Source organism: Streptomyces sp. NPDC001530, from assembly GCF_042894545.1.
Taxonomy (GTDB): Bacteria; Actinomycetota; Actinomycetes; order Streptomycetales; family Streptomycetaceae; genus Streptomyces.
Window position 1 is genome coordinate 39,397 of the sequence record NZ_JBIAVS010000038.1, and the last position, 25,095, is coordinate 64,491.

Below are 25,095 nucleotides of genomic sequence, written 5' to 3' on the forward strand. Positions count from 1 at the left end.
GCACGGGTGGCGGGGACGGGCCGGGAGATCCCGGCCCGCCCCCATCAAACTAGTGCGCCCTCACGAGGCCCGGGTGAAAACGGCCACCGTGCGGCCCGGAACGACGAACGTGCCCGATTCCGCCGCGTAGGACGAGGACTTCACGATAGGGTCCGCGCCCGACGCCTGCACCGGATGCAGCGCGTACGCCGTTCCGGCCAGGGCACCGATCGTCTGCTTCTGCTTCTCGGGCGTCGCGTTGAAGACGACGACGAGGTCGCCGAGCTCCATCGTGATCACCCCGGGGGTCTCGTCCTTCCCGGACAGCGGGAAGGACAGCTTCGACTGCACCTGGTCGGCCGTGCCGAGTCCGAAGACGCTTTCGCTCGTACGGATCTTCAGCAGGTCCTGGTAGGCGGCCGAGGCACCCTCGATCTGGTCGCAGCCCACCTTGACGGACGTCAACAGTGGTGTGGCGTAAGGCCATTTGGACTGGTTGTCGGCCGCCATCGGCAGCCCGCGTCCGAAGCCGTTGCCGTCCTGGCAGTTCCAGTGGATGGCGTTGAACCAGTCGCCGCTGTCGTACGAGTTGCGGTCGAGCGACTTGGAGCGCAGCAGGTCGGAGCCGGCCTGGGAGAGGGACGGGCCCTGCGAGAGGGTGGCCGTCGCCATGGCCAGGACCTGCATACGGGCCCGGTCGCCGGCGCTCGTCCCACGCGGCAGCTTGTAGGTGAGCGCGTCGTACAGCGACTCGTTGTCGTGCGCGTCGGCGTACGCGAGGGCGTCACCCGGCGCGTCCGCGTATCCGGCGGGCTGGCCGTTGTAGTCGACCTCGGAGCCCTTGACCTCCTTGCCGTCGGAGTCGGTGAAGTGGTACCTGGCGAGGTTGCCGGTCAGGCCGACCTTGATGAGGTCCTGGTAGTGCAGGAGCCTCGCCTTCTGCTCCGCCGAAGTGCCGTTGGAGTCGGAGGAGTTGGGGTCGGTGTAGAGACCGGAGGCGAAGCCCTGGATGCCTGGGTCGCTGTCGAACGGGCCGCCACCGCGTACGGCGTCACGGGCCCGGTCGGAGAAGGTCGCGATGCCGGTCCCCGCCATGTTCTTCTGGGTGGCCTGCACGAAGCGGGCGTCGTCGGCGACCTCACCGAAGTTCCAGCCCTCGCCGTACAGGATGATCTTCTTGCCGTCGACGCCGTCCTTTTCGAGGGTGAGCGCGTCGAGGGCCTTGCGTACGGCCAGGATGTTGGCCTTGGGGTGGTGGCCCATGAGGTCGAAGCGGAAGCCGTCGACCTTGTACTCCTTGGCCCAGGTGACGATCGAGTCCACCACGAGCTTGCCCATCATGGCGTTCTCGGTCGCCGTGCCCGCGCAGCAGGTGGACGTGGCCACGCTGCCGTCGGCGAGGAGGCGCTGGTAGTAGCCGGGCACCACCTTGTCGAGCACGCTCGTGTCGGCCTGGCCGCTGGCCGCGGTGTGGTTGTAGACCACGTCCATGACGACCCGCAGGCCGTCCTCGTTCAGCGACTTGACCATCTCGCGGAACTCGACGGTGCGCTCGGTGCCGTCGGGGTCCGTGGCGTACGAACCCTCCGGGACCGTGTAGTGGTACGGGTCGTAGCCCCAGTTGTAGGCGTCCTTCGCGGCGACCTTCGCCACGCACTCCTGCTGCTTCTCGGAGTCGGCCGCGTAGGAGGCGAGGTCGCAGTCGGTGGTCGCCTGGTCGGCCTTCTTCTCGGGGATCGTCGCGATGTCGAACGCGGGCAGCAAGTGCACATACGACGTACCGGACTTGGCCAGCTGCCGGAGGTGCTGGGAGCCGTCGCTGTCCTTGTCGGTGAAGGCGAGGTAGGTGCCGGGGTGCTGGGCCGTCTTGTCCTCCACCGAGAAGTCCCGGATGTGCAGCTCCTGGATCTGGGCGTCCTTCAGCGCCACGGCCTTGGGCTTCTTGAGGGTCGACCAGCCGCTCGGGGCAAGGGACTTGGCGTCGAGGTCGACGACCAGGCTGCGCTCGGAGTCGGCGGTCAGGGCCACCGAGTACGGGTCGGTGACCTTGTTGGTGACCAGCTTCTGGACGGTCGGCGCCCACACCTTCACGACGTACCGGTAGGGCTTGTTCGTCCAGGACTTCCTGCCCGTGACGGACCAGACGCCGCTGCTGTCGTTCCGCTTCATCTTGACGGCGGAGCCATCGAGTTCCAGAGACACGCTCTGCGCGGTGGGCGCCCACACGGCGAGCGTGGGACGGCCGTTGCGGAACGTCGGCCCGAGCTCCGCCTTCGTCGCGTCGTACACATCGTCCAGTACGCCGGCGATCTGGACGCCCGTCGCCGCGAGCACCGCGCCGTTGGCAGCCCGCTGCGAGGCGACGATCTGACCGCTCAGCGCCTGCCGCACCCGGTCGCGGTCGCGCGGGTCGACGGACCAGGCGGTGTAGCCCTTCAGGTGCGGGAACTTCGCCTTCTGGGCGTCGGTGAGCGTGGTCTTGGACAGCCGGAGCCAGCGCTCGTCGTCGCTGGTCAGCGTTCCGTCCTTCACCGCGATCGAGCCGTTGCGGGAGTACAGCAGCTGGGTGGAGACCGCCGCGTCGGAGCCGTTCCAGGCGACCGTGTTCCGGTCGATCCACACCGCCTTGGAGGTGGTCAGGTCGAGCGCGGCCGCGCTGCCCGCCGGCTGCGGGAGCAGATAGTTCTCCTGGCCGTTCAACAGCCACACCTCGTGGCCGTTGGAGGAGAGGTCCAGCGACTGGTCGGCGGCGAGGTCCTTCTCGTCGCCCTTGTGGATGATGTAGCTGAGGCTGGTGGCACCCTCGGCGAGCGGCACCTCGAAGACAGCGCCATAGGCGTCAGTCTTCACCGGCTCCAGGGGCTTCGACCAGTCCGTGGGCGCCGCGGCGCCGGTCCAGACGTGCAGTCCCCAGCCGGTGTAGTCGCCGTCGGCGCGGTGGTAGTGGAGGACCGCCTTGGTCTTGTCCTGCGCCGGGTAGTCGGGCTTTTCGGTGAGGACGGCTTCCTTGCCCTGCTCGACCCAGACCTCGCCCGTCTTGGTGACGTCGATCGTGCGATCGGCGGCGACGTCCTTGTTGCCGTCCTTGTCGATGACGAGGAAACCGACACTGGAGGCACCCGGCTTCAACTTGACGTAGGCGAAGGCCCCGTAGGCGTCGCGGCCGACGAAGTCGTGGCCCGCGGGCCAGGTCGTCGACTCACCGTCGGCGAGATCGCCCCAGGCGTACAGCCGCCAGTCGGTGTAGTCGCCGTCGGTGCGCTTGTAGTGGACGATCGCGTAGTCGCGCGAGGAGGCCGTCGGGACCTCTTCGGCGGGCGGGGTGCCACTCGTACTGGCGGCCGTCGCGCTGGAGGTACGTCCGGGCGAGTCGATCACCACCGCCTTGTAGCGCAGGGCGGTTCCGGCCGGTACGTCCTTGCCGATGGCCTGGGTGACCTTGTACGGGGCGTGGTCGGCGGAGCCGAGGGTCTGCCACTTGCCATTTCCGACCTGGGCGGCGAAGACGACACGGTTGAGCCCGCCGCCGTCGACGTCGGCGCTCAGTTCCACGGTGCCGGTGGCTCCCTCGGAGGGGGCCTTCAGCGTCAGCGAGGGCTTGGAGGCGGGGGCGCCGAGCCTGCCCTCGGCCTTGAGGACGACCGCCGAACCGGCGGGCACGGTGACCGTGACCTTCTTGTCCGAGTCGCTCTTGACGGACGTGTCGGTCCCGTAGATCCCCCGGAACGTCATGTCGGCGGAACCGGTCGCGAACGTCGCCGTCTTCGCCTCGTCGGCGTTGTTGAGCGCGACGACGTACTCGGTCCTGTCGGTGCCCGTACGGGAGAAGGCGTACACGCCCGCGCCGTCGGCGGCGTACCGCTCCGTCTGGACGCCGTCCGTGAGGGCCGGGTTGTCCTTGCGGAGCTTGGAGAGAGCGCTGATCTCCTTGTAGAGCGGTGCACTCGTGTCGTACGCGTCACTCGCGTGCGTGCGATCGGTGCCGATCTCGTCGTCGTCGAGGTAGTCGGCGACCTTGGAGGCGAACATCGTCTGGCGGGCGTCCTTGTCGCCGCCGGAGCCGGTGAAGCCCTGCTCGTCGCCGTAGTAGACGACGGGGTTGCCACGGCTGAGGAACATCAGCCCGTTCGCGAGCTCGTCCTTCTTCACCAGCTCGGCGTCGGTCGCCTTCGGGTTGTCCTGGTTCAGGAAGTACCCGATGCGGCCCATGTCGTGGTTGCCGAGGAAGGTGACCTGCTCGTAGGCGTTGGCCTTGTCGGTCGTGTACTTGTAGTCGTCACCGAAGACCGAGGCGAGCTTCCTGGCGCTGCCGCCCTGGGAGGCGTACGAGCGTGCCGCGTCCTGGAAGGGGAAGTCGAGCGTGGCGTCGAGGCGGCCCTGGGTGACGTACGGCGAAGTGATCGAGGTGTCGGCGGAGTAGACCTCGCCGAACATGAAGAAGTCCTTGCGCCCGTGCCGGGCGGCGTACGCGTCGAGGGCGGTGGCCCACTGCGTCCAGAACTCCATGTTCACGTGCTTCACGGTGTCGATCCGGAAGCCGTCGATGTCGAAGTCCTTGACCCACTTCTCGTAGATCTTCTCCATGCCGCTGACGACCTCGGGACGCTCGGTCCACAGGTCGTCGAGGCCGGAGAAGTCGCCGTTCGTGGAGCTCTCGCCGGCGAAGGTGGAGTCGCCGCGGTTGTGGTACATCGTCGGGTCGTTGAGCCACGACGGGACCTTGGCGTTCTTCTTCGCGGCGGCGACGGTCGGCGTGCGGGGGAAGGAGTCGGCGTCGACGGCCGGGAACTTGGAGGTGCCGTCCGCGTAGTCGGCGTCGTCGAAGGGCACGCCGTCCTTGGTCAGATACGGGAAGGCACCCTTGGAGAGGTAGTCGTAGGACTTCTCCTCGTAGTCGACGACATCGGCCGTGTGGTTGGTGATGACGTCGAAGAAGACCTTCATGCCCTTGGCGTGGGCCTTGGAGATCAGCGTCTCCAAGTCCTTGTTGGTGCCGAAGTGCGGGTCGACCTGGGTGAAGTCGGTGATCCAGTAGCCGTGGTAGCCGGCCGAGGCGTCCTTGCCGGTGCCCTGCACGGGCTGGTTCTTGAAGATCGGCGCCATCCAGATGGCGGTGGTGCCGAGCCCCTTGATGTAGTCGAGCTTCTTGGCCAGGCCCTTGAGGTCGCCGCCCTGGTAGAAGCCCTTGTCGGTGGGGTCGTAGCCGGTCGACAGGCGTGAGCCGGTCAGGCCGCCCTCGTCGTTGGACGTGTCGCCGTTGGCGAAGCGGTCCGGCATCACGAAGTAGAACTGCTCGCGGGTGTCGTCGTGCCGGGACGGCTCGGCGGCGAGCTTCGCGTCGGCCGGCGGTGCGGGCGGGGTGTCGGCCCGCGCGGCGAGGGGCTGCGCAAGCGATACGGCCAGAGCGGCGGCGAGGACGGCTGCGCGCAGCCTCAGGCGGCGGCGCGCCGGCCCTCTCGGTATCAGGTCCACAGGTGTGAACTCCTAGCGATTACGGCGTATTCGGGTCCGACCCCGCGCTGCGTTCCGGCTTCGGTGCCGAACGCCCGCGTGACCGTATCGCTCACGCAAGGTTTACAGCAAGAGTCTTGCAATGTGCGGCAAGAAGTTTCACCTGCTGCCCGCGGTGCGGGACCCAGTCGGGCGAGGATGGGCGAGTTGGACACCCGGCTCTTCAGGCAGGCGAGGTTCTCGTTGGTCCACTGCCCCGGACCGAAGTCCCGGGCTTGCAGCTCGGCTCGTCGATGGCTTCGGCGAAACCCGGCCGCGTCCAGCCCTTACGCGATAAGCGTGAGGACAGGGGCTTGTGACTCAGCCCCGCGGACCCACATCCACCAGCCGCGAGCGGCGATGTTGTGGGACGAATTCAGGTCGGCGTGCTCAACGAAGCCGCACGACCTGCACGCGAACACCGCCTGCGAAGGCCGGTTACGTCTGTCGATGTGGTGACACTGGGAGCACTCCTGGCTGGTGTAGGCCGGATCGACGTACACCACCGGGACCCCGGCACGTTGCGCCTTGTAGGCGATGAACTTGCCGAGTTGATGGAAAGACCAGGAGTGCAGGGTGACGCGTTGGGGCTTCCTGAGCCGTGCCCGCTCGCGGATCCTGCCCAGATCTTCCAGGGCGATCCCGCGTCCGGTGCGTTGAGCCTCCGCCACGATGCTTTTGCTGATCTTGTGGTTGATGTCACGGGCCCGGCGCGCTTCCTTGCCCGCATGCTTCTTCGCCCGCCGCTTCGCGGACTTGGTGTTCTTCTTCTGGAGCTTGCAGCGCAGGGTGCGGTCGCGCTCGCGGGTGCGGTTGAGGCGGCGACCGCTGTGCCTCGCCCCCGTGCTGGTGGTGGCAATGTTGACCACGCCCAGATCCACGCCGAGGAAGCCGTCGGGCTTGTCGTTCAATTCGCGCTCAGGGATGTCACAGGTCGCCAGCAGGTACCAGCAGCCGTTCTGCCACAGGAGGTCAGACTCGCCCTTTCGATGGTCGGCCAGCATCTCCAATTGGACGGCCGAGCCAGTGAAGGCAATGCCCTTCATCCGTCCAGCGACGGTCCAGATCGACACCGTGCCTGCCTTGGCCTGCCAGGACAGGCAGCGATCGTCGAAGGGCTGGGCCGCCCCGGGCCGGAACGCGATCGGCTTGCCGGTGACCCTCGCATGTCGCTTCGAACCTGGCTTCCCGAGGTTGCCAGCCTTCAAATTCGCCTTCAGCGCGGTGTAGGCGTCGGCGACCTTACGCAGCACGTGCAGGGCAGGCTGCGCGGACAGCCCCCGCGCCCTCAACTCGGCGTATGCCAGCACCTGGAGGGCCGCACGAGAGGTACGCCCTCGCGCGAAGGCCTGACCCGAGAGCCAGTTCGCAGCCTCGTTGCACGCATCCAGCGTCGCCTCAAGCGCAGCCGCCTGTACGGGCGTCGGCAACAGCTTCACCTGCACCACCAACTTCATGGTCACCGACTCTAAACAGCCAGCAGCACAAACGAACCACCCTCGTACAAGCATCCCCATATCAAGCGATCGCTCGCCCGCGCGTTCGCATTCCACTGCTCCGCCTCCAGCTCAAGACTGCGCCGAAGCCGAAGGCCCGGTCACCCACGGGAGCGGTGACCGGACCTTCTCCTGCAACGGTGGGTCAGCAGCTCGACTTGCCCGAGTAGATCGCCAGCGCCGTATTGGCGCCGAGGGTCACCGTGAACTGTCCGGAGCTGTTCACCGTCACCGTCGTGTTGTTCTGCACGTTGCAGTACCTGCCCGCCGCCAGTGAGGTCTGGTAGGTGCGGGCGAGGGAGCTCGACTCGTGGTTGATGGCCACGAAGCCCTTGCTGCCGCGGCCGAAGGCGATGGCGTCGGCGCCGTTGTCCCACCAGTTGGTCATGGACTCGCCCCGGGTGGCGTTGCGGAAGGCGACCATCGACTTGATCTCCGGCCAGGCGTGCTGGCACTTCCAGCCGTCCTGCCAGCAGGCGTTGACCGTTCCGCCGTTGGGCGGACCCGCGTCCGCGTCGGACCACTCGTAGCCGGAGTTGATGTCGGGCGCGCCGTAGGGGTAGGCGAGCATGAAGACGTTCGCGAGGGTGTAGTTCGCGCCGTCCTTGTAGTTGAGCGTCGAGCCGTTGCGCTCGGTGTCGTGGTTGTCGACGAAGACGCCCGCGACTGAGCTGCTCATGTACCCCCAGCCCTCGCCGTAGTTCTTCAGATAGGCGAGGTTCTCGTTGTTAAAGACCCGCTTGAGGTCGTAGGCGTACCGGAACTCCTGGACATCGCCGTTGCCCGTGTACTCGGTCGGCTGGACGGCCTCGCCCGAGCCGTAGATCACCTCCTGCTTCCAGTACACGGACGGATTGCTCAGCCGGGACTTGATGTTCGCGAGGTCGGCCGCCGGTATGTGCTTGGCCGCGTCGATGCGGAAGCCGTCGACGCCGTAGCCGAGCAGGGTGTTCATGTACCCGGCGATGGTCTTGCGGACGTACTCCTCGCCGGTGTCCAGGTCGGCGAGCCCCACGAGTTCGCAGTTCTGGACGTTGGCGCGGTTGGTGTAGTCGCTGATCGTCGCCGTGCAGTCGTCCATGTCGTAGGACGAGTACAGGCCCGGGTAGTTGTACTTCGTGTACGAAGAGCCGCCCGTGCCGGTGCCGGAACCGGCCGACATGTGGTTGATCACCGTGTCCGCCACGACCTTCACGCCCGCCGCGTGGCACGTGTTCACCATGTTCTGGAACGCGGTGGCGTCGCCGAGCCGGCCGGCGATCTTGTAGCTCACGGGCTGGTAGGAGGTCCACCACTGCGAGCCCTGTATGTGCTCGGCGGGCGGGGACACCTGGACGTAGCCGTAACCGGCCGGGCCCAGCGTGTTGGTGCATTCCTTGGCGACCGAGTCGAACTTCCACTCGAAGAGGACGGCGGTGACGTCCTTGGTGCCGGGTGGGGAGGCCACCGCCGTACCGGGGGGAACGGTCACCGAGACCGCCAGGCCCGCCGCGAGGGCGAACGAGGCGGCAAGCGTTTTCCTTGCCATGTGGGTGCTCCTGCACTTCGTCGTGCGGGTGGGGGATCGGAAGGTATCTCTTGCAAACAAGTTTCAGCAAGATGTCGTAAGAACTTTCAACTTCCTTATTGACGCCGCCCCTTCAACAGTCCCACGCTCCACACGTGTCAACTCCCGCCCGCCCCGCTCGAGTTGACCGATCCGGAGAGGAGCCGCATCACGATGGCCTTACGACGACGAAGAGTCACCAGACTGCTGGTGACCGCAGCGCTGGCAATCGGCGGCCTGGCCGCACTGCCCGCTCAGCAAGCCGCCGCGGCCGACACCGGTGTTCCCAACGGCGATGTGATCGCCAACCTGTGGGAGTGGAACTGGAAGTCGGTCGCCTCCGAGTGCACAAACGTCCTCGACCCGGCCGGGTACGGAGCGGTCCAGGTGGCCCCGCCCGCCGAGTCGCTGAAGCAGACGAACTCCTACTGGTGGGACGTCTACCAGCCGTACTCCTACAACCTGAACAGCCGCTTCGGCACCGCGAGCGACTTCAAGACCATGGTCGACACGTGTCACGCGGCGGGCATCAAGGTCTACACGGACGCCGTGATCAACCACACCGCCGCGCAGACCGGCACCGGCTACAACGGCACGACCATCACCAACAAGTACGACACCCCGGACTACGACCCGGCCGACAGCGACGACTGCACCACGACGATCTCGGACTGGTCCAACCGCTACCAGGTCCAGCACTGCGAACTCCTCGGCCTGCCCGACCTGGACACCGCCGAGAGCAACGTCCGCACAAAGATCATCGGCTTCCTCAACCAGCAGATCGACCTGGGCGTCGACGGCTTCCGCGTCGACGCGGCCAAGCACATCGAGGCCGCCGACATGAGCGCCATCGTCGCCGGTCTGCATACGACGACGTCGGGCTCGGCGCCGTACATCACACAGGAGATCTACCCCGGCACCCCGCCCTCGCTCGACGAGTACTACGGCACCGGTGATGTCCTCGACTTCACCTTCGCCGCGCAGATGAAGTCGCAGTTCCAGGGCGACATCGCCAACCTGTCGTCTTTCGACAGCAGTTGGGGCCTGGCGACCGAGGCGAACTCCAACACCTTCGTCACCAACCACGACACCGAGCGCAACGGCTACTCGCTCAGCTACAAGGACGGCGACACCGCGGTCCTCGCCAACATCTTCCAGCTGGCCCGCGGCTACGGCCGGCCCTCCGTCTACTCCGGCTGGACCTTCAGCCAGAGCGACGAGGCCCCGCCGAACTCGGCCGGCTTCGTCACCGACACCAACTGCGCGAGCGGCTGGTACTGCCTCGACCGCAACACCGCGGTCTCCGGCATGATCGGCTGGCACAACGCGGCGACCGGTTACTCCGTCGCCAACTGGCAGTCGCCCACGTCCAATGTGATCGGCTTCAGCCGGGGCGGAGCCGGGTTCGTCGCCATCAACAACAGCTCGAGCGCGAACACCTACACGTACACGACGGGTCTCGCCGACGGCACCTACCCGAACGTGATCGACGGCGGCGCCACGACCGTCACGGTCGCGAGCGGCAAGGCATCACTCACCGTGCCCGCCAAGGGAGCGGTCGCCTTCTACGACCCGGACTACGTCTGCACGGTCAACTGCGGCGGCGGCAGCGGTGGCGGCGGCACCGGCACGGTCACGGCGACCTTCAACGAGTACGCGTCGACCACCACCGGCACCGATGTGTACGTGGTCGGCTCCGTCTCCGCGCTGGGCAGCTGGAACACGGCGAGCGCGGTGAAGCTCTCGTCGTCCGGCTATCCGATCTGGAAGACGGACGTCTCGGTGCCGCAGAACAGCACGATCGAGTACAAGTACATCAAGAAGGACTCTTCGGGGAACGTCACCTGGGAGTCCAACGCCAACAGGCCGCTCGAGACCGGCGCTTCGGCCGTGGAGGTCGACAACTCCTGGAACGTGGCGAGCGCGAGCGCGACGGACGTGACCTTCGGCGTGACGGCGACGACCGACTACGGCACCAATGTGTATGTCGTCGGCTCGATCCCCTCGCTCGGCTCCTGGAACACCGCCGACGCGATCCCGCTCTCCTCGGCGTCGTACCCGTACTGGGGCAGGCTCGTGATCGTGCCCAGGTCGACGTCGTTCGCGTACAAGTACATCAAGAAGGACGCGTCCGGCAATGTGACCTGGGAGTCGGGCGACAACCGCTCGTACAGCACCGGTTCGGGTGTCGGCTACAGCGTGAGTGACACCTGGAGGTAGCGCACAGGGCGGTGCTCCGGTCCCCTGGGGACCGGAGCACCGCTCACGCGTGCGTCAGGCCGCCCACCACACGGTCGTGTCCGCGGGCAGCTTCGCCTCACCGTCCTGCGACAGGGTCACCTCGCCGCTGGCGAGGAGGACACGGCCGTACGCCGGGACGGCCACCGCCTCGCCCCCGGTGTTCGCGGTGCAGACGAACTCCCCACGGCGGAAGGCGAGTACGCCCTCGGGCGCCTTCAGCCAGGTGACGGAGTCGCCCGCACCGAGGTCGGGCTCGGCGCGCCGGAGGGCGAGCGCGCTGCGGTACAGCTCCAGGGTCGAACCCTCGGCCCCCGTCTGCGCCTCCACGCTCAGCTCGGCCCACTCGGCGGGCTGCGGCAGCCAGCTGCCACCGCTGCCGAAGCCGTACGAGGAGCCGGTGCGGGTCCACGGGATCGGCACCCGGCAGCCGTCGCGGAACCCGTCCTGGCCGGCGCCCCGGAAGTAGGCGGGGTCCTGACGCACCTCGTCCGGCAGGTCCACGACGTCCGGCAGGCCGAGCTCCTCGCCCTGGTAGAGGTAGGCGGAGCCGGGCAGCGCCAGCATCAGCAGGGTCGCCGCCCGGGCCCGGCGCAGCCCCAGCTCCCGGTCGCCGGCGGTGCGGATCTGGGTGCCGAGCCCGGCCTCGTTGGCGAAGCGTGTGGCGTGCCGGGTGACGTCGTGGTTGGACAGCACCCAGGTGGAGGGGGCGCCCACCGGCCGCATCGCGTCGAGGGTGCGGTCGATGACGGAACGCAGCTCGGCCGCGTCCCAATGGGTGCCCAGGTACTGGAAGTTGAAGGCCTGGTGCAGCTCGTCGGGGCGCACGTAGTTGGCGGTGCGCTCGATGGTCGGGGTCCACGCCTCGGCGACAAAGATCCGCCCACCCGTCTCCCACCACCGCCCTTCCAAGGAAGGCCCTTCGGGCCCCTTCTCAATTCCCGCGTACTCGTCCAGGATCGTGCGCCACTGACGGTAGATGGCGTGCACGCCGTCCTGGTCGAAGAACGGCATGACATCGTTGCCCAGCAGCTTCAGCTGGTCGTGGTCGCCCAGGTCCGGCAGCCCGTCCGCCTTCACCAGGCCATGGGCGACGTCGATACGGAAACCGTCGACGCCCATGTCGAGCCAGAACCGCAGGATCGAGCGGAACTCGTCGCCGACGGCGGGATGGTCCCAGTTGAAGTCGGGCTGCTCGGGCGCGAAGAGGTGCAGGTACCACTCGCCGGGGGTGCCGTCCGGCTCGGCCACGCGCGTCCAGGCCGGGCCGCCGAAGATGGACTCCCAGTCGTTGGGCGGCAGTTCGCCGTTCTTGCCCTTGCCGGGCCGGAAGTGGTAGCGCTCCCGCAGCGGCGAACCGGTGCCTTCGCGCAGGGCCCGCTTGAACCACTCGTGCTGGTCGGAGGAGTGGTTGGGGACCAGGTCGACGATGATCCGCAGTCCCAGTTCATGGGCCTCGCGGATGAGGGCGTCGGCGTCCATGAGGTTGCCGAACATGGGGTCGACGGCCCGGTAGTCCGCCACGTCGTAGCCGGCGTCGGCCTGCGGCGAGGCGTAGAAGGGGCTCAGCCACACGGCGTCCACGCCGAGGTCGCGCAGATACGGGAGTCGGGAACGTACGCCCTCCAGGTCGCCCATGCCGTCGCCGTTGCTGTCGGCGAAGCTGCGCGGATAGACCTGGTAGATCACCGCGTCGCGCCACCAGTCGCGGTGGCCGGCGACGGTGGCGAGAGCGGAGTTCGGGGCCTGGTCGGCGGAGTGCTGGCTCATGGCGTCCTTGATGCGATGGGGGTCCCCCGCTCCGCGAGTCCTCCCAGGCCTTTGAGGCACTGGGAGAGAAGCCGGGAGTGGGGAGGAATTCGGGTCATAGCTGCGTCTGGGGGCGGAGGTGATGAGGCGGCCGCGGTGCCGGCGGGGTCGGATGGGCACCGCGGCCGCCACCCGCGCGCCGGGCGCACGGGAGCCTTCGGGCGACGTGGGCGGATCAGCCCTTCGTTCCGCCCGCGGTGAGGCCGCTCACCAGGTTCTTCTGGACGAGGTAGAAGAACGCGGAGACGGGTATCGCCACCAGAACCGCGGTGGCGGCCATCAGGTTGCGCTGCGCGTCGTGCTCGCTGACGAAGCTCTGCAGTCCCACGGCGAAGGTGTACTTCGTGTCGGACAGCATGAACGTCGAGGCGAAGGCGACCTCGCCGAACGCGGTGATGAAGCTGTAGAAACCGGCGACCGCCAGGCCCGGCTTGGCGAGCGGCAGGATCAGTCGGAAGAAGGTGCCGAAGGGGGACAGCCCGTCGACGCGTCCCGCCTCGTCGATCTCGAACGGGATGGTGTCGAAGTAGCCCTTGAGCAGCCAGGCGCAGTACGGCACGGCGGTCGAGCAGTAGACGAGGATCAGGCCGAGATAGCTGTCGATGAGCTGCAGGTCCGAGAGGATCTGGTACATCGGCACGATGAGCACGGCGATCGGGAACATCTGGGTGACCAGGAGCACCCACATGAACTTCTTGTAGCCGGGGAAGCGCATGCGGGACACCGCGTAGCCGGTGGTGGCGGCGACCATCACACCGATGACCGTGGTGCCGAGCGAGACGATGAGGGAGCTCTTCAGCCACTCGAAGAAGTTCGTGTGCTGCAACACGAACGAGTAGTTGTCGAACGTCATCTTGTCCCAGATGCCCGCGGGGTGCAGATAGTCGTCCTTGTCCGGGCCGAGGGACAGGAAGACCAGCCAGCCGACCGGGAACAGCGCGATCAGGCTCGCGACGATCAGGATGCCGTGGGAGGTGAGGGAGCCGGCGAGGCTGCGCTCACCGCGTTTGCGCGCCTTGCGGGGCTCGTCGTACGCGGGGACCTGGTCGGCCGGAGGCGTCTGCAGGGTGGTGGTACTCATGGGGGCTCCTGCCTCAGATCGCGAGCTGCTGGTCATTGCGGTTCAGCCAGCGGCGGTAGAAGGAGGTGAAGACGATCAGGATGGCCAGCAGCAGCATGCCGTAGGCCGCCGACTGTGCGAAGTCGCGTGGCTGTTGGCCGAAGCCCAGGTAGTAGGCCCAGGTGACGAGGATCTGCGCGTCCGGGGCGGTGGTGCCGAACAGCAGGAAGATGACGGCGAACTGGTTGAAGGTCCAGATGATGCCGAGGAGGACGACGGTGGAGCTGACGGACCGCAGACCCGGCAGGGTGACGTACCGGAACTGCTGCCAGGGGCTCGCGCCGTCCATCTCGGCAGCCTCGTACAACGTGGAGTCGATGGACTGCAGTCCGCCGAGCAGCGAGACCATCATGAACGGCACACCGCACCAGGTGTTGACCATGATCGCGGCGAACCGCTGCCAGAAGGTGTCCTCCAGCCACAGCGGCGACGGCAGATGCACCGCGTCGAGCATGGAGTTGATGATGCCGCCGTCCGCGAGCATGAAGCGCCAGCCGAAGACGGTGACGAAGGTCGGCACGGCCCACGGCAGGACCAGGATGAGCCGGTAGAGGGTCCGGCCGCGCAGCTTCTGGTTGAGCAGCAGGGCGAGACCGAGGCCGATGCAGTAGTGCAGCGCGACACAGAGCGCCGTCCACACGATCGTCCAGATGAAGTGCGACCAGAAGCGGTCGTACGAGGTGGGGCCCCACAGAATGTCTTTGTAGTTGTCGAGGCCGATGAACTTGTAGGTGGCGTCGATGTGATTGACGCCGATCGTGCGGGCCGAGTTGAGGCTGTTGGCGTCCGTCAGCGTCAGGTAGAGGCCCCGCACCAGCGGATAGAGCACCAACCCGCCGAGTACGACGACGACCGGGGCGATCATCGCGTACGCGTACCAGTACTTCTGGTACGAGTGCTTCAGACGCTGCAGCCGGCCGGGGCGCGGTGCTCGGTCACCGCGGCGCTTGCCGGTCGCTCGGTCGATGGCGACTGTCATGGTTCGACACCTTCTGCAAAATCAGGAGTTGGGCGCACACAGCCGGTGGCCGCCGGATCTGTCCCCCCAACTCAGGCAGATCCGACGGCCACACGGACTACTTGCTGAAGTCCGGGACCAGCTTGGCGATCGCGAGTTCCGCGTTGCTCAGGCCCTTGTCCAGGGACTCCTTGCCACCCGCGATCTTCGGCAGCTCGGTGTCGAGCGGGCCCCAGAGCGAGCTGTACTCGGGCAGCGCCGGGCGCGGCTGGGCGGCGGAGAGCACACCCTGGTAGCCGGCGATGCCCGGGTCGGCCTTGACCTTGGCGGTGTAGGCGTCGTCGCGCGTCGGCAGCGTGGAGTTCTTCAGGGCGATGGTCTCCTGGGACTTCGCCGAGGTCATGAACTTCACGAACTTCAGCGAGGCCTCCTGGTGCGCCTTGTCCGAGCCCGCGTACACCGAGAGGTTGTGACCGCCGGTCGGGGCGCCCGCCTTGCCGGTGGAACCGGCCGGGACGGCGGCGATGCCGAGGTTGGCCTTGTCCTTGAAGGCCGAGCCCTTGTAGAAGTTGGTGATCTCCCACGGGCCCTGGACGATCGCGGCGACCTTGCCGTTGACGAACGCGTCCTGGATGTGGGCGTACGCGTCGGCGGTGGTGTCGGCCTTGTGCAGGCCCTTGCCGGAGAACAGGCCCTGCCAGGTCCCGTACGCCTTCTTCGCGGCGGCCGAGTTCACTGTGATCTTCTTGGCGGTGGCGTCGACCGTGTCGGTGCCCTCGCCGTAGAGGAAGGACTGCGCGTAGTACGCCTGGGTGGAGCCCCAGTAGCCGTCGACGCCGGTCTTCTTCTGGATGGTGGCGGCGTCGGTCTTCAGCTCGGCCCACGTGGTGGGCGCCTTGTCGATGCCGGCCTTCTCGAAGAGGGCCTTGTTGTAGACCAGCGCGAGGGTGTCGGTGACCAGCGGCACGCCGTAGGTCTTGCCGTCGTACTTGGCCTGCTCGATCAGGCTGGACTGGAACTTGCCCTGGTCCGCGAGGGCCTCGGTGCCGTCCAGCGGCAGGAAGTAGCTCTTCTTCGCGAAGGCGGGGGTCCAGCCGACCTCGGAGCGCAGGATGTCCGGGGCGCCCTTGGAGCCGGCGGCCGTGTCGAACTTGTTCTGCGCCTGGTCGAAGGGGACGTTGACGTACTTGACCTTGATGTTGGGGTTGGCCTTCTCGAATTCCTTGGCCAGGGCCTTGTACGTCGGCGCCTCATTGGTGGCGTTGGAGGTGTCCCACCAGGTGATGGTGGTGGGGCCGTCCGACTTGTCGCTGCCGCTGTCACTGCCGCCGCAGGCCGTCGCCGCGAGGGCGAAGGACGCCACCAGCGCGGTGGCCGCTATGCCACGCCGCATGAGATCTCCTTGAGGGTGAAAGCCCGAGTGGTTGAGGCAGCGGTCCCGCCCGCTCCTCTTGCCGACTTGCCGACTGCGCCGTTGCGTCCGCCGGGCGACGTGAACGTAACAGCGTTGTAAGCGCGACGAAAGACCTTGCAGCAAAAAAGTGCAAGAACCGCTGAGAGTTACCCGCCCGTGACCTCTCCCTCTTGATCGCGAAGCCCTGGTAAAAGGCCGCTCAGCAGACATGGGAGCCGCTGTGCAAGACTCTGCAAGCTCTTGCCATAGCTGTCGGGTACGGGGATCATCTCCCCGTCAGCGCTTGCAGGAGCCACCCCTTCCCGCGGCGCACGCACGGGACGCCGAGCCGACCAGAACACGAGGGAGCGCGATGACGCAGCAGCCCGGAACGGGCCGATCAACCGCCCGCACACGGCGTCTGGTTGGTGGGCAGGGTGAGGGCCGGCCGGTACAGTCCAATCCTGTGACCACACGGCTTGCCGACATCGCAGCCCAGGCGGGGGTCAGCGAGGCGACTGTCAGCCGCGTCCTGAACGGGAAGCCGGGCGTCGCCGCTACCACCCGCCAGTCCGTCCTGGCCGCGCTCGACGTACTGGGCTACGAGCGCCCCGTCCGCCTGCGACAGCGCAGCGAGGGCCTCGTGGGCCTGATAACCCCGGAGCTGGAGAACCCGATATTCCCTGCCCTGGCGCAGGTCATCGGCCAGGCGCTGACCCGGCAGGGCTACACACCGGTCCTCGCGACGCAGACCCCGGGCGGCTCCACCGAGGACGAGCTGACGGAGATGCTGGTGGACCGCGGCGTCGCCGGGATCATCTTCGTCTCCGGCCTCCATGCCGACACCTCGGCGGACATGCAGCGCTACGACCAGCTGCGCGCCCAGGGTGTCCCCTTCGTCCTCGTCGACGGTTTCTCGCCGAAGGTGCAGGCGCCGTTCATCTCGCCGGACGACCGTGCGGCCATGGCCCTCGCGGTCACGCACCTCGTCTCGCTCGGGCACACCCATATCGGACTTGCCCTGGGTCCCAAGCGGTTCGTGCCCGTGCAGCGCAAGATCGAGGGCTTCGTGCGCACGATGCAGGAGCTGCTGGGCCTGAGCCCCGCCGACATCGAGGAGCGACTGGTCCAGCACTCGCTGTACACGCTGGAGGGCGGTCAGGCGGCGGCGAGCGCGCTGATGGACCGTGACTGCACGGCGATCGTGTGCGCCAGCGACATGATGGCCCTGGGCGCGATACGGGCGGCGCGCCAGCGCGGCCTGGAGGTCCCCAAGGACATCTCGGTCGTGGGTTTCGACGATTCCCCGCTCATCGCCTTCACCGACCCGCCGCTCACGACGATCCGCAAGCCGGTCCCGGCGATGGGACAGGCGGCGGTGCGTACGTTGCTGGAGGAGATCGGCGGGACCCCGGCGCCCCACAGTGAATTCGTGTTCATGCCGGAGCTGGTGGTGCGTGGTTCGACCGCTTCTGCCCCTGGGGACCGGAATCGTCCCTGAGAAGGAGTGAGCAGGGCACTGGTTGGACTCCTCTCGGTGTAGAACGTGCGACGAGGACCCGACCAAGGGATGATCGGTGAGGGAACGCTTTTCTGGCAGACTCTGTGCCTATGGGTGAGACGACCGTGACGACACTGGAAGGCCAGGAGCGGACCGTTCCGCGGCCCGTCGCGGAGGAGAAGACGGGTAAGGACTTCCTGCGTCGCTCGAGGGCCCCGCGTCGCCCCCGCCTGTGGTTCGAGATTCTGCTCATCGCGGTGAGTTACTGGACGTATTCGCTGATCCGGAACGCCGTGCCCGAGCAGAAGCACGAGGCACTGCGCAACGCGGGCTGGATCTGGCAGGCGGAGCATCATCTCGGGATCGCCGTCGAGCGGTCGGTCAACCACGCCGTGAACTCGGTGACATGGCTGATCATCGGGATGAACTACTACTACGCCACGCTGCACTTCGTGGTGACACTGGGTGTCCTGGTGTGGCTGTACCGCAGCCACCCCGGCCGTTACGCGGCAGCGCGGCTGGCCCTCTTCGCCACCACCGCGGTGGCTTTGGTCGGCTACTACTTCTTCCCGCTGGCGCCGCCGCGCCTGATGTCCGGCGGCCGCTTCGTCGACACGGTGCTCGTCCACCAGACCTGGGGCTCCATGGCCTCCGGCGACCTGAAGCACATGTCCAACCAGTACGCCGCGATGCCCTCCATGCACATCGGCTGGTCCCTGTGGTGCGGCCTGACGATCTTCGCGCTGGCCTCGGCCCCGTGGGCCCGGATCCTCGGCCTCCTCTACCCGGCGGCCACCCTCGTCGTCATCGTCTCCACGGCCAACCACTTCTGGCTCGACGCGGTGGGCGGCCTGCTGTGCCTCACCTTTGGCTTCCTGGTGGCACGCCTGTGGTACGGCTCCCTGCCGTACGCGCTGCCGCGCTGGGTACCGGGGACGCGGGGGGCACCTTTGGTGCCGGTGAAGGTCTGATCGAGTGAACGTGTTGAGGGGCCCGCACCGCCAGGTGCGGGCCCCTCAACAGCTCCGCGCGACGGGGCTCAGCCGCCACGGCGGTGTCCGGCGGTGCCGAGCGAGCTCAGGCCCCGCGATGGACGACGCACCCTCCGGTCACCGTCAGCCGCACGGGGCGCCTCGGCAACCTCGTCCGCCGGCGCCTCCACCGGGTCCAGTCCGAAAGCCGTGAGGTCCGCCCGGAAGCCGGGAGCGACGCGGCCGACCACGTCGGCCTCCCCGGCGGCGACGGGGGCGTGCGTCGTGCAGCCCTCCAGCGCCTGGAGCCCCGTGAGCCCGCCGCGCGCCGAGGCCGCTCCGAGGGGCGCCCGCGCGGTCGCCAGGACGCCGCGCACGTCGTAGTGGGCGATCGGCCAGTCGGAGCCCAGGGCGACCACCGCACCGGCGTCCCGGAGGTCCCGGGTGCGCCAGGCACGGCCGGCCCGCTCGGGCCCCAGCCGCCGCGACCACTCGTCCCCGTGGTCGCCGCGCGTGTACGCGGTGTGCGGGGGCTGCATCGACGCGACGACGCCGAGCCGCGCGAAGCGCGCGAGCGTGCCGTCCGGGGCGGTCTCCCCATGCTCGATCCGGTGGGCGAACCGCCCTCCGGCCCCGAGCCCCTCGACCGTGTCGAGCACGTGCCGCACGGCCGCGTCCCCGATCGCGTGCGTGGCCGTACGGACCCCGGCCCGTGCAGCTGCCGTACGGCGGCGGTGTACGCGGCGGGGTCGGGCCAGAACGCCTGCCTGCCCTGCCCGTGGCAGTCGGCGTGCTCCAGCCAGGCCGTACCGCCCTCCACGGTCCCGTCCATGAAGAACTTGACGCCGCTGACGCTCCAGTGCCGCCCGCCGCGCCCCTGGAGTGCCACGAGCTCGCCGAGCGCGTCCTCGTCGGCCCCCGGCATGCACCAGGGCGCGAACCGCAGCCGCACCGGCAGCACGGTCTCCTCGGCGACGGCACCGACCAGCTCCGGATCCCCCAGGTCCATGGCGTGCGCCCCGGTCAGCCCGGTCGCGGCCATCGCGGAGAGCAGCTCGACGAGCCGGGCCCGCCGCTCCTCGTACGAGGGCCGGGGCATGTCCTCGGCGACCAGCTCCATCGCAAGCCGTGAACACCGGCCCCCAGGCACCCGCAGCCGCGACCGCACGGTAGGGGCCGTGCCGGTACATCAAATGCCCCGTCGCTTACGCCCGGATCCGGAAACGGCTCCCCATAGGGCAACGTCAGATCAACCGGCGACGGGGCGGATGTACCGGCACGGCCCCGACCCACCACCCGGCGGCAGGCGAACCGCAGGCTCCCGGAGGGCTCACGCCCCGTAGCAACCGGCGACGGGGCGGACGTACCGGCACGACCCCGACCCACCACCCGGCGGCAGGCGAACCGCAGGCTCCCGGAGGGCTCACGCCCCGTAGAACAGCTCCTCCACCACGGCCCGAGCCCGCCGCGTAGTGCGCCGATAGTCGTCGAGCATGTCCCCGACGTGTCCAGGCCCGTACCCCAAGTACCGCCCCACGGCGGCAAGTTCCCGCCCGTCCGAGGGAAACGTGTCCCCGGCACGCCCCCGCACCAGCATCACCGCATTCCGCACCCGCGTAGCCAGCACCCAAGCCTCGTCCAGCGTCGCCGCATCCTCCCCGGAGATGAGCTCCGCCGCACACGCCGCGGCCAGCGCCTCCCGCGTCCGCGTGGTCCGCAGCCCCGGCTCGACCCACCCGTGCCGCAGCTGCAGCAACTGCACGGTCCACTCCACGTCGGACAGCCCGCCCCGCCCCAGCTTGGTGTGCAGCGTGGGATCCGCGCCCCGAGGCATCCGCTCGGACTCCATCCGCGCCTTCAACCGCCGGATCTCCCGCACGGCCTCGTCGCCCAGCCCCTCCGCGGGATACCGCAACGGATCGACCAGCTCAATGAACCGGCGCCCCAAGTCCTCGTCCCCCGCCACGACTTCGGCCCGCAGCAGCGCCTGCGACTCCCACACCAACGACCAACGCCGGTAATAGGCCTCATACGACTTCAACGTCCGCACGAGCGGCCCGGACTTCCCCTCGGGCCGCAGATCCGCATCGATCAACAGCGGCGGATCCGCACTGGGAACCTGCAGCAGCCGCCGCATCTCGGACACCACGGCGTTAGCGGCCCGCGACGCCTCCTGCTCCTCCACCCCCTCCCGGGGCTCATGCACAAACAGCACATCCGCATCGGATCCGTATCCGAGCTCGTGCCCCCCGAACCGCCCCATCCCGATCACGGCGAACCGCGTGGGAAGCGTCTCCCCCCACCGGTCCCGCACCACGGCCCGCAGCGTCCCCGCGAGCGTCGCCGCTGTCAGATCGGACACCGCACCGCCGACCAGATCCACCAACGCGCCCTGGTCGGCGACGGCCGGCGTCTCCTCGGTGCCGTACGACGCGACGATGTCCGCCGCGGCCGTACGGAACAGCTCCCGCCGCCGCACCCCACGCGCCGCGGTGACCGCCTGCTCGCCCCCGCCGGCGCGCCCCACGGCCGCGAGGATCTCCTGCTCCAGATGCGCCCGGGTCCGCGGTTCGAGTCCGCCTCCCTCCCCGTCCCCGAGCAGCGCCACGGCCTCCGGCGCACGCATCAGCAGATCGGGAGCGAGCCGCCCGGCCGAAAGCACCCGCGCGAGGTTCTCGGCCGCGGCGCCCTCATCCCTCAACAGCCGCAGATACCAAGGGGTCTTACCCAGCGCATCGGACACCTTCCGGAAGTTCAGCAACCCCGCATCCGGGTCGGCGGAATCCGCGAACCACCCCAACAACACTGGCAGCAAGGTCCGTTGAATCGCGGCCTTACGCGTGACCCCGGACGCCAGCGCCTCCAAATGCCGCAACGCGGCAGCCGGATCCGCGTACCCGAGCGCGACAAGCCGCTCCCGCGCCGCGTCCGGACTCAACCGGCTCTCGCCCGGAGCGAGAGCGGCGACAGCGTCGAGCAGCGGCCGATAGAACAACTTCTCATGCAGCCGCCGCACCACGGCCGCGTGCCGCTTCCACTCACGGTTCAGTTCCGCGACGGGATCGGAGCGCAGCCCGAGCGAGCGTCCGATACGCCGCAGATCGGCCTCGCCCTCCGGTACGAGATGGGTCCGCCGCAGCCGATACAGCTGAATCCGATGCTCCATGGACCGCAGAAACCGATACGCGTCATCGAGCTGCACGGCATCGGCACGGCCCACGTACCCGCCCGCCGCGAGCGCCTTCAGCGCATCGAGGGTGGTCCCGCTGCGCAGCGACGTATCGGCCCGCCCGTGCACCAACTGGAGCAGCTGAACAGCGAACTCGACATCTCTCAATCCCCCCGGACCGAGCTTCAGTTCACGCTCGATCTCGGCGGCGGGAATGTTCTCGACGACGCGCCGCCGCATCTTCTGCACGTCGGCGACGAAGTTCTCGCGCTCGGCGGCGTGCCACACCAGCGGCGCCAGGGTGGCCACGTACTCCTCGCCGAACTCGATGTCACCGGCCACGGGCCGGGCCTTGAGCAGCGCCTGGAACTCCCAGGTCTTGGCCCACCGCTGGTAGTAGGCGAGGTGACTGCTCAACGTCCGCACCAGCGGGCCATTCCGCCCCTCGGGCCGCAGATTGGCGTCAACCGGCCAAATGCTGCCCTCAATGGTCGTCTCGGAACAGATCCGCATCATGTGCGAGGCGAGCCGAGTCGCGGCCTGGATGGCCTTCCGCTCATCGGCCCCGTTGACGGCCTCCCCCACGAAGATGACATCGACGTCGGACACGTAATTGAGCTCGTAGCCCCCGCACTTGCCCATCGCGATGACCGCGAGCCGGCACAGCGCGGCGTCGTCGGGCGCGGCGGTCCGTGCGACGGCGAGCGCGGCGCGCAGGGTCGCGGTGGCGAGGTCGGCGAGCTCGGCGGCGGTCTGCGCGAGGTCGGTGGTGCCGCACACGTCGCGCGCGGCGATGGACAGCAGACAGCGCCGGTAGGCGACGCGCAGCGAGACGGGGTCGGTCGCCTCGGCGAGCCCGCGCTCGAACTCGGCCAGCCCAGGATGCAGGTCCTGCGGCTCGTACGTGACGAGCGCATGCCAGTCGCGCGGGTGCCGGGCGAGGTGGTCGGCGAGCGCGGCGGAGGCCCCGAGGACGCCGAGCAGCCGGTCCCGCAGCGGTTTCGCCGCGATCAGCGTGTCGAGCAGCTCCCGCTGGGCGATGTGGCCGTCCTGCGCCTCGACGAGCCGGACCAGCCCGCGCAGCGCCAGATCCGGATCGGCGGTCGCGCCCAGCGCGTCGAGGAGCACCGGATCGGACCGTATGGGCGCGAGCTCGGCGCTCTCCAGCAGCCGCTCGGCGGCCGAGGGATCGGTGAAGCCGTGCCGCAGCAGCCGCGAAAAAGTAGTGCTCCTGCGCCCCGGCGCCGTCATCCCCGGCCTCCTGTCGGATCAAGGTCGTACGAACTTGAGCGTAACCGCAGTGCTTGAAAGAAGCGCCGGAGCGGGTGGCCACGCCCCGGACCACGCCCGGACCCCGCCCGGCCCACGCCCCGGACCGATGACTTCCGCCGGTGTGCGCGGTCTCCCGTACGACGGGACCATGTCGATCGAGGAGGAGAAGCCATGTCCGACACGCAACCGCAGACCGACCTCGACCCGCGCTACGGCAGCCCCGGTGCGACCGCGACCCCCTGGCCGCAGGCCGTGCAGCGGCTGGCCGCGGCCGAGCTGTACTGGCTGTCGACGGTGCGGCCCGACGGACGGCCGCACGTGACGCCGCTGCTCGGCGTCTGGCAGGACGGGGCGCTGCACTTCACCACGGGAGCGCAGGAACGAAAGGCGCTCAATCTCGCCGGGAATCCGCACGTCGTGCTGACCACCGGCACCAACACCTGGGCCGAGGGCTACGACCTCGTCGTCGAGGGTGAGGCGGTGCGCGTGACCGACGACGCCCGGCTGCGCGGGCTGGCCAAGGCATGGGAGGAGAAGTACGGCGCCGAGTGGCACTTCGACGTACGGGATGGCGCATTCCAGGGGCAGGAAGGGCCCTCTCTTGTCTTCACTGTGGCGCCGCGGACCGCTTTCGGCTTCGGTAAGGGGGAGCCGTTCAGCCAGACGCGATGGCGGTTCCCGTGAGGCACTTCCGTGCGACGAAGGAGTCACACCATGGACATGACCCTCGAAGTGATCCTGCTACCGGTCTCCGACGTGGACCGGGCGAAGGAGTTCTACCGGGACAAGGTCGGCTTCCACGTCGACCTGGACGGTGAGGTGATGGAGGGGGTACGCATCGTGCAGCTGACGCCGCCCGGGTCCGGATGTTCCATCGCCCTCGTGGACGGACTCCAGGTGCCGACGGGGACGCCGCAGCCGGGGACGTACCACGGCATGCAGCTGTGCGTCACCGACGCCAAGGCGGCGTACGAGGAGCTGACCGCCCGGGGCCTGGAGGTCACCGAGCCGCAGCAGTTCGCGCCGCAGGACGGGGCCACGTTCATGTACTTCAAGGACCCGGACGGGAACGGCTGGGCGATCCAGGAGTACCGCCGGCGGGCGACCGAGCCGCTGCACCAGCTGCTGAGCGAGCTGGCCGCCCAGCGGCAGTAGTTCATCCGCTCTTCATCCCTCAGGTTGGGGGGCGTGCGGCGAGGGAATGTTGGCGTGTACATGCTCTGTCCGCACCGCCACCGTCGTATCTCCCCCCACCGGAGGTCCAAGTGTCCGGCAGAAACGTGTACCGCCGCAGTCGTGCCGTCGTGGCGTCCGCCCTCGCCTTCACCGCGGCCGCGGTCGGGCTGTGGACCGGGTTCGGCGGCTCGTCCACCGCGCACGCCGCGGGAACGGTCCCGACCCCGGACCACGTCGTCGTCGTGGTCTTCGAGAACCATGCCTACAGCCAGGTCATCGGCTCCTCCAGCGCCCCATACATCAACTCGCTCAAGACCGGCGGCGCCAACCTCTCCCAGTCGTACGCCGAGACACACCCGAGCCAGCCCAACTACTTCGCCCTGTTCTCCGGCGCCACCCAGGGCATCACGGACGACAGCTGCTACACGCCCGGCTTCTCCTCCGCCCCGAACCTCGCCTCCGAGCTGATCGCCGCGGGCAAGACGTGGGCGAGCTACAACGAGACGCTGCCCAGCCAGGGCTCCACGACGTGCAGCAGCGGCAAGTACGCGCGCAAGCACAACCCGTGGTTCGGCTTCAGCAACATACCGACGTCGAGCGCCAAGACCTTCGCGCAGTTCCCGACGGACCACTCGGCGCTCCCGCAGATCTCCTTCGTCGTGCCGAACCAGTGCAGCGACATGCACGACTGCTCGGTGTCGACGGGTGACACCTGGCTGAAGAACAACCTGAGCGCGTACGCGGCCTGGGCCAAGACCCACAACAGCCTGCTCGTCGTCACCTTCGACGAGGACAACCGGCTGTCCGGCAACCGCATCCCGACGGTCCTCTACGGCCAGCAGGTGACCGCCGGCTCCTCGTCCACCACCACCTACAACCACTACGACCTGCTGCGCACACTGGAGGACATGCACGGCCTCCCGCACGCGGGCAACGCCGCCTCCGGCAAGGACATCACGGGTATCTGGACGTCCTGA

The 25,095-nt window shown here is 68.4% G+C and carries 14 protein-coding genes and 1 pseudogene; 6 read left to right on the top strand and 9 right to left on the bottom strand.

Annotation, left to right across the window (positions count from 1 at the left end; translation table 11 throughout):
* Nucleotides 1-60 precede the first annotated feature (60 nt).
* The 3 genes from pulA to ACFY0T_RS46445 form a co-directional block, all read right to left on the bottom strand.
* Nucleotides 61-5,445 carry a pullulanase-type alpha-1,6-glucosidase gene (pulA, locus tag ACFY0T_RS46435; protein ID WP_388884635.1) on the bottom strand — a complete coding sequence of 1,795 codons (5,385 nt, stop codon included), beginning with the start codon at nucleotides 5,443-5,445 and terminating at the stop codon, nucleotides 61-63.
* A gap of 311 nt (nucleotides 5,446-5,756) precedes the next feature.
* Complete coding sequence (locus ACFY0T_RS46440; RefSeq protein ID WP_388884608.1) at nucleotides 5,757-6,926, bottom strand: RNA-guided endonuclease InsQ/TnpB family protein; 1,170 nt, start codon at nucleotides 6,924-6,926, stop codon at nucleotides 5,757-5,759.
* Between the two features lie 184 nt (nucleotides 6,927-7,110).
* Nucleotides 7,111-8,493, bottom strand: a complete 1,383-nt coding sequence (locus tag ACFY0T_RS46445; protein WP_388884609.1) for an alpha-amylase family protein — start codon at nucleotides 8,491-8,493, stop codon at nucleotides 7,111-7,113.
* A 228-nt stretch (nucleotides 8,494-8,721) separates the two neighbouring features.
* On the opposite strand from ACFY0T_RS46445, the gene ACFY0T_RS46450 reads away from it, so the two are divergent.
* On the top strand, nucleotides 8,722-10,731 hold the full coding sequence (locus ACFY0T_RS46450) for a carbohydrate-binding module family 20 domain-containing protein (protein ID WP_388884610.1): 2,010 nt from the start codon (nucleotides 8,722-8,724) through the stop codon (nucleotides 10,729-10,731).
* 54 nt (nucleotides 10,732-10,785) lie between these two features.
* Here the strand turns inward: ACFY0T_RS46450 and ACFY0T_RS46455 are convergent, their stop codons facing one another.
* The 4 genes from ACFY0T_RS46455 to ACFY0T_RS46470 all read right to left on the bottom strand — a co-directional run bounded on the left by ACFY0T_RS46455 (nucleotide 10,786) and on the right by ACFY0T_RS46470 (nucleotide 16,029).
* A complete protein-coding gene (locus ACFY0T_RS46455) occupies nucleotides 10,786-12,519 on the bottom strand; it encodes a glycoside hydrolase family 13 protein (protein WP_388884611.1) in 1,734 nt (577 codons plus the stop codon).
* 214 nt (nucleotides 12,520-12,733) lie between these two features.
* A complete protein-coding gene (locus tag ACFY0T_RS46460; RefSeq protein WP_388884612.1) occupies nucleotides 12,734-13,639 on the bottom strand; it encodes a sugar ABC transporter permease in 906 nt (301 codons plus the stop codon).
* 13 nt (nucleotides 13,640-13,652) lie between these two features.
* Nucleotides 13,653-14,657 carry a carbohydrate ABC transporter permease gene (locus ACFY0T_RS46465; protein ID WP_388884613.1) on the bottom strand — a complete coding sequence of 335 codons (1,005 nt, stop codon included), beginning with the start codon at nucleotides 14,655-14,657 and terminating at the stop codon, nucleotides 13,653-13,655.
* Between the two features lie 97 nt (nucleotides 14,658-14,754).
* Nucleotides 14,755-16,029: an extracellular solute-binding protein gene (locus tag ACFY0T_RS46470; protein WP_388884614.1), complete on the bottom strand. Its 1,275-nt coding sequence runs from the start codon at nucleotides 16,027-16,029 to the stop codon at nucleotides 14,755-14,757.
* Nucleotides 16,030-16,495: 466 nt separating this feature from the next.
* On the opposite strand from ACFY0T_RS46470, the gene ACFY0T_RS46475 reads away from it, so the two are divergent.
* Nucleotides 16,496-17,530, top strand: coding sequence for a LacI family DNA-binding transcriptional regulator (locus tag ACFY0T_RS46475; RefSeq protein ID WP_369246120.1), 1,035 nt, complete (start codon nucleotides 16,496-16,498; stop codon nucleotides 17,528-17,530).
* A gap of 110 nt (nucleotides 17,531-17,640) precedes the next feature.
* On the top strand, nucleotides 17,641-18,501 hold the full coding sequence (locus ACFY0T_RS46480) for a phosphatase PAP2 family protein (protein WP_388884615.1): 861 nt from the start codon (nucleotides 17,641-17,643) through the stop codon (nucleotides 18,499-18,501).
* A 106-nt stretch (nucleotides 18,502-18,607) separates the two neighbouring features.
* On the opposite strand, the pseudogene ACFY0T_RS46485 reads toward ACFY0T_RS46480, so the two are convergent.
* Together ACFY0T_RS46485 and ACFY0T_RS46490 are read right to left on the bottom strand one after the other, a co-directional pair.
* Nucleotides 18,608-19,654, bottom strand: a pseudogene (locus ACFY0T_RS46485) (amidohydrolase); the annotation flags it as partial.
* A 270-nt stretch (nucleotides 19,655-19,924) separates the two neighbouring features.
* Nucleotides 19,925-22,921, bottom strand: a complete 2,997-nt coding sequence (locus ACFY0T_RS46490) for a bifunctional [glutamine synthetase] adenylyltransferase/[glutamine synthetase]-adenylyl-L-tyrosine phosphorylase (protein ID WP_388884616.1) — start codon at nucleotides 22,919-22,921, stop codon at nucleotides 19,925-19,927.
* Between the two features lie 192 nt (nucleotides 22,922-23,113).
* On the opposite strand from ACFY0T_RS46490, the gene ACFY0T_RS46495 reads away from it, so the two are divergent.
* From ACFY0T_RS46495 to ACFY0T_RS46505, 3 genes are all read left to right on the top strand, one after another.
* The gene (locus ACFY0T_RS46495) at nucleotides 23,114-23,626 is read left to right on the top strand and encodes a pyridoxamine 5'-phosphate oxidase family protein (protein WP_388884617.1); all 513 of its coding nucleotides are present in this window, start codon (nucleotides 23,114-23,116) and stop codon (nucleotides 23,624-23,626) included.
* Nucleotides 23,627-23,656: 30 nt separating this feature from the next.
* Entirely contained in the window at nucleotides 23,657-24,097 is a 441-nt protein-coding gene (locus tag ACFY0T_RS46500; protein ID WP_388884618.1) for a VOC family protein, read from the top strand.
* Between the two features lie 110 nt (nucleotides 24,098-24,207).
* The gene (locus tag ACFY0T_RS46505) at nucleotides 24,208-25,095 is read left to right on the top strand and encodes an alkaline phosphatase family protein (RefSeq protein ID WP_388884619.1); all 888 of its coding nucleotides are present in this window, start codon (nucleotides 24,208-24,210) and stop codon (nucleotides 25,093-25,095) included.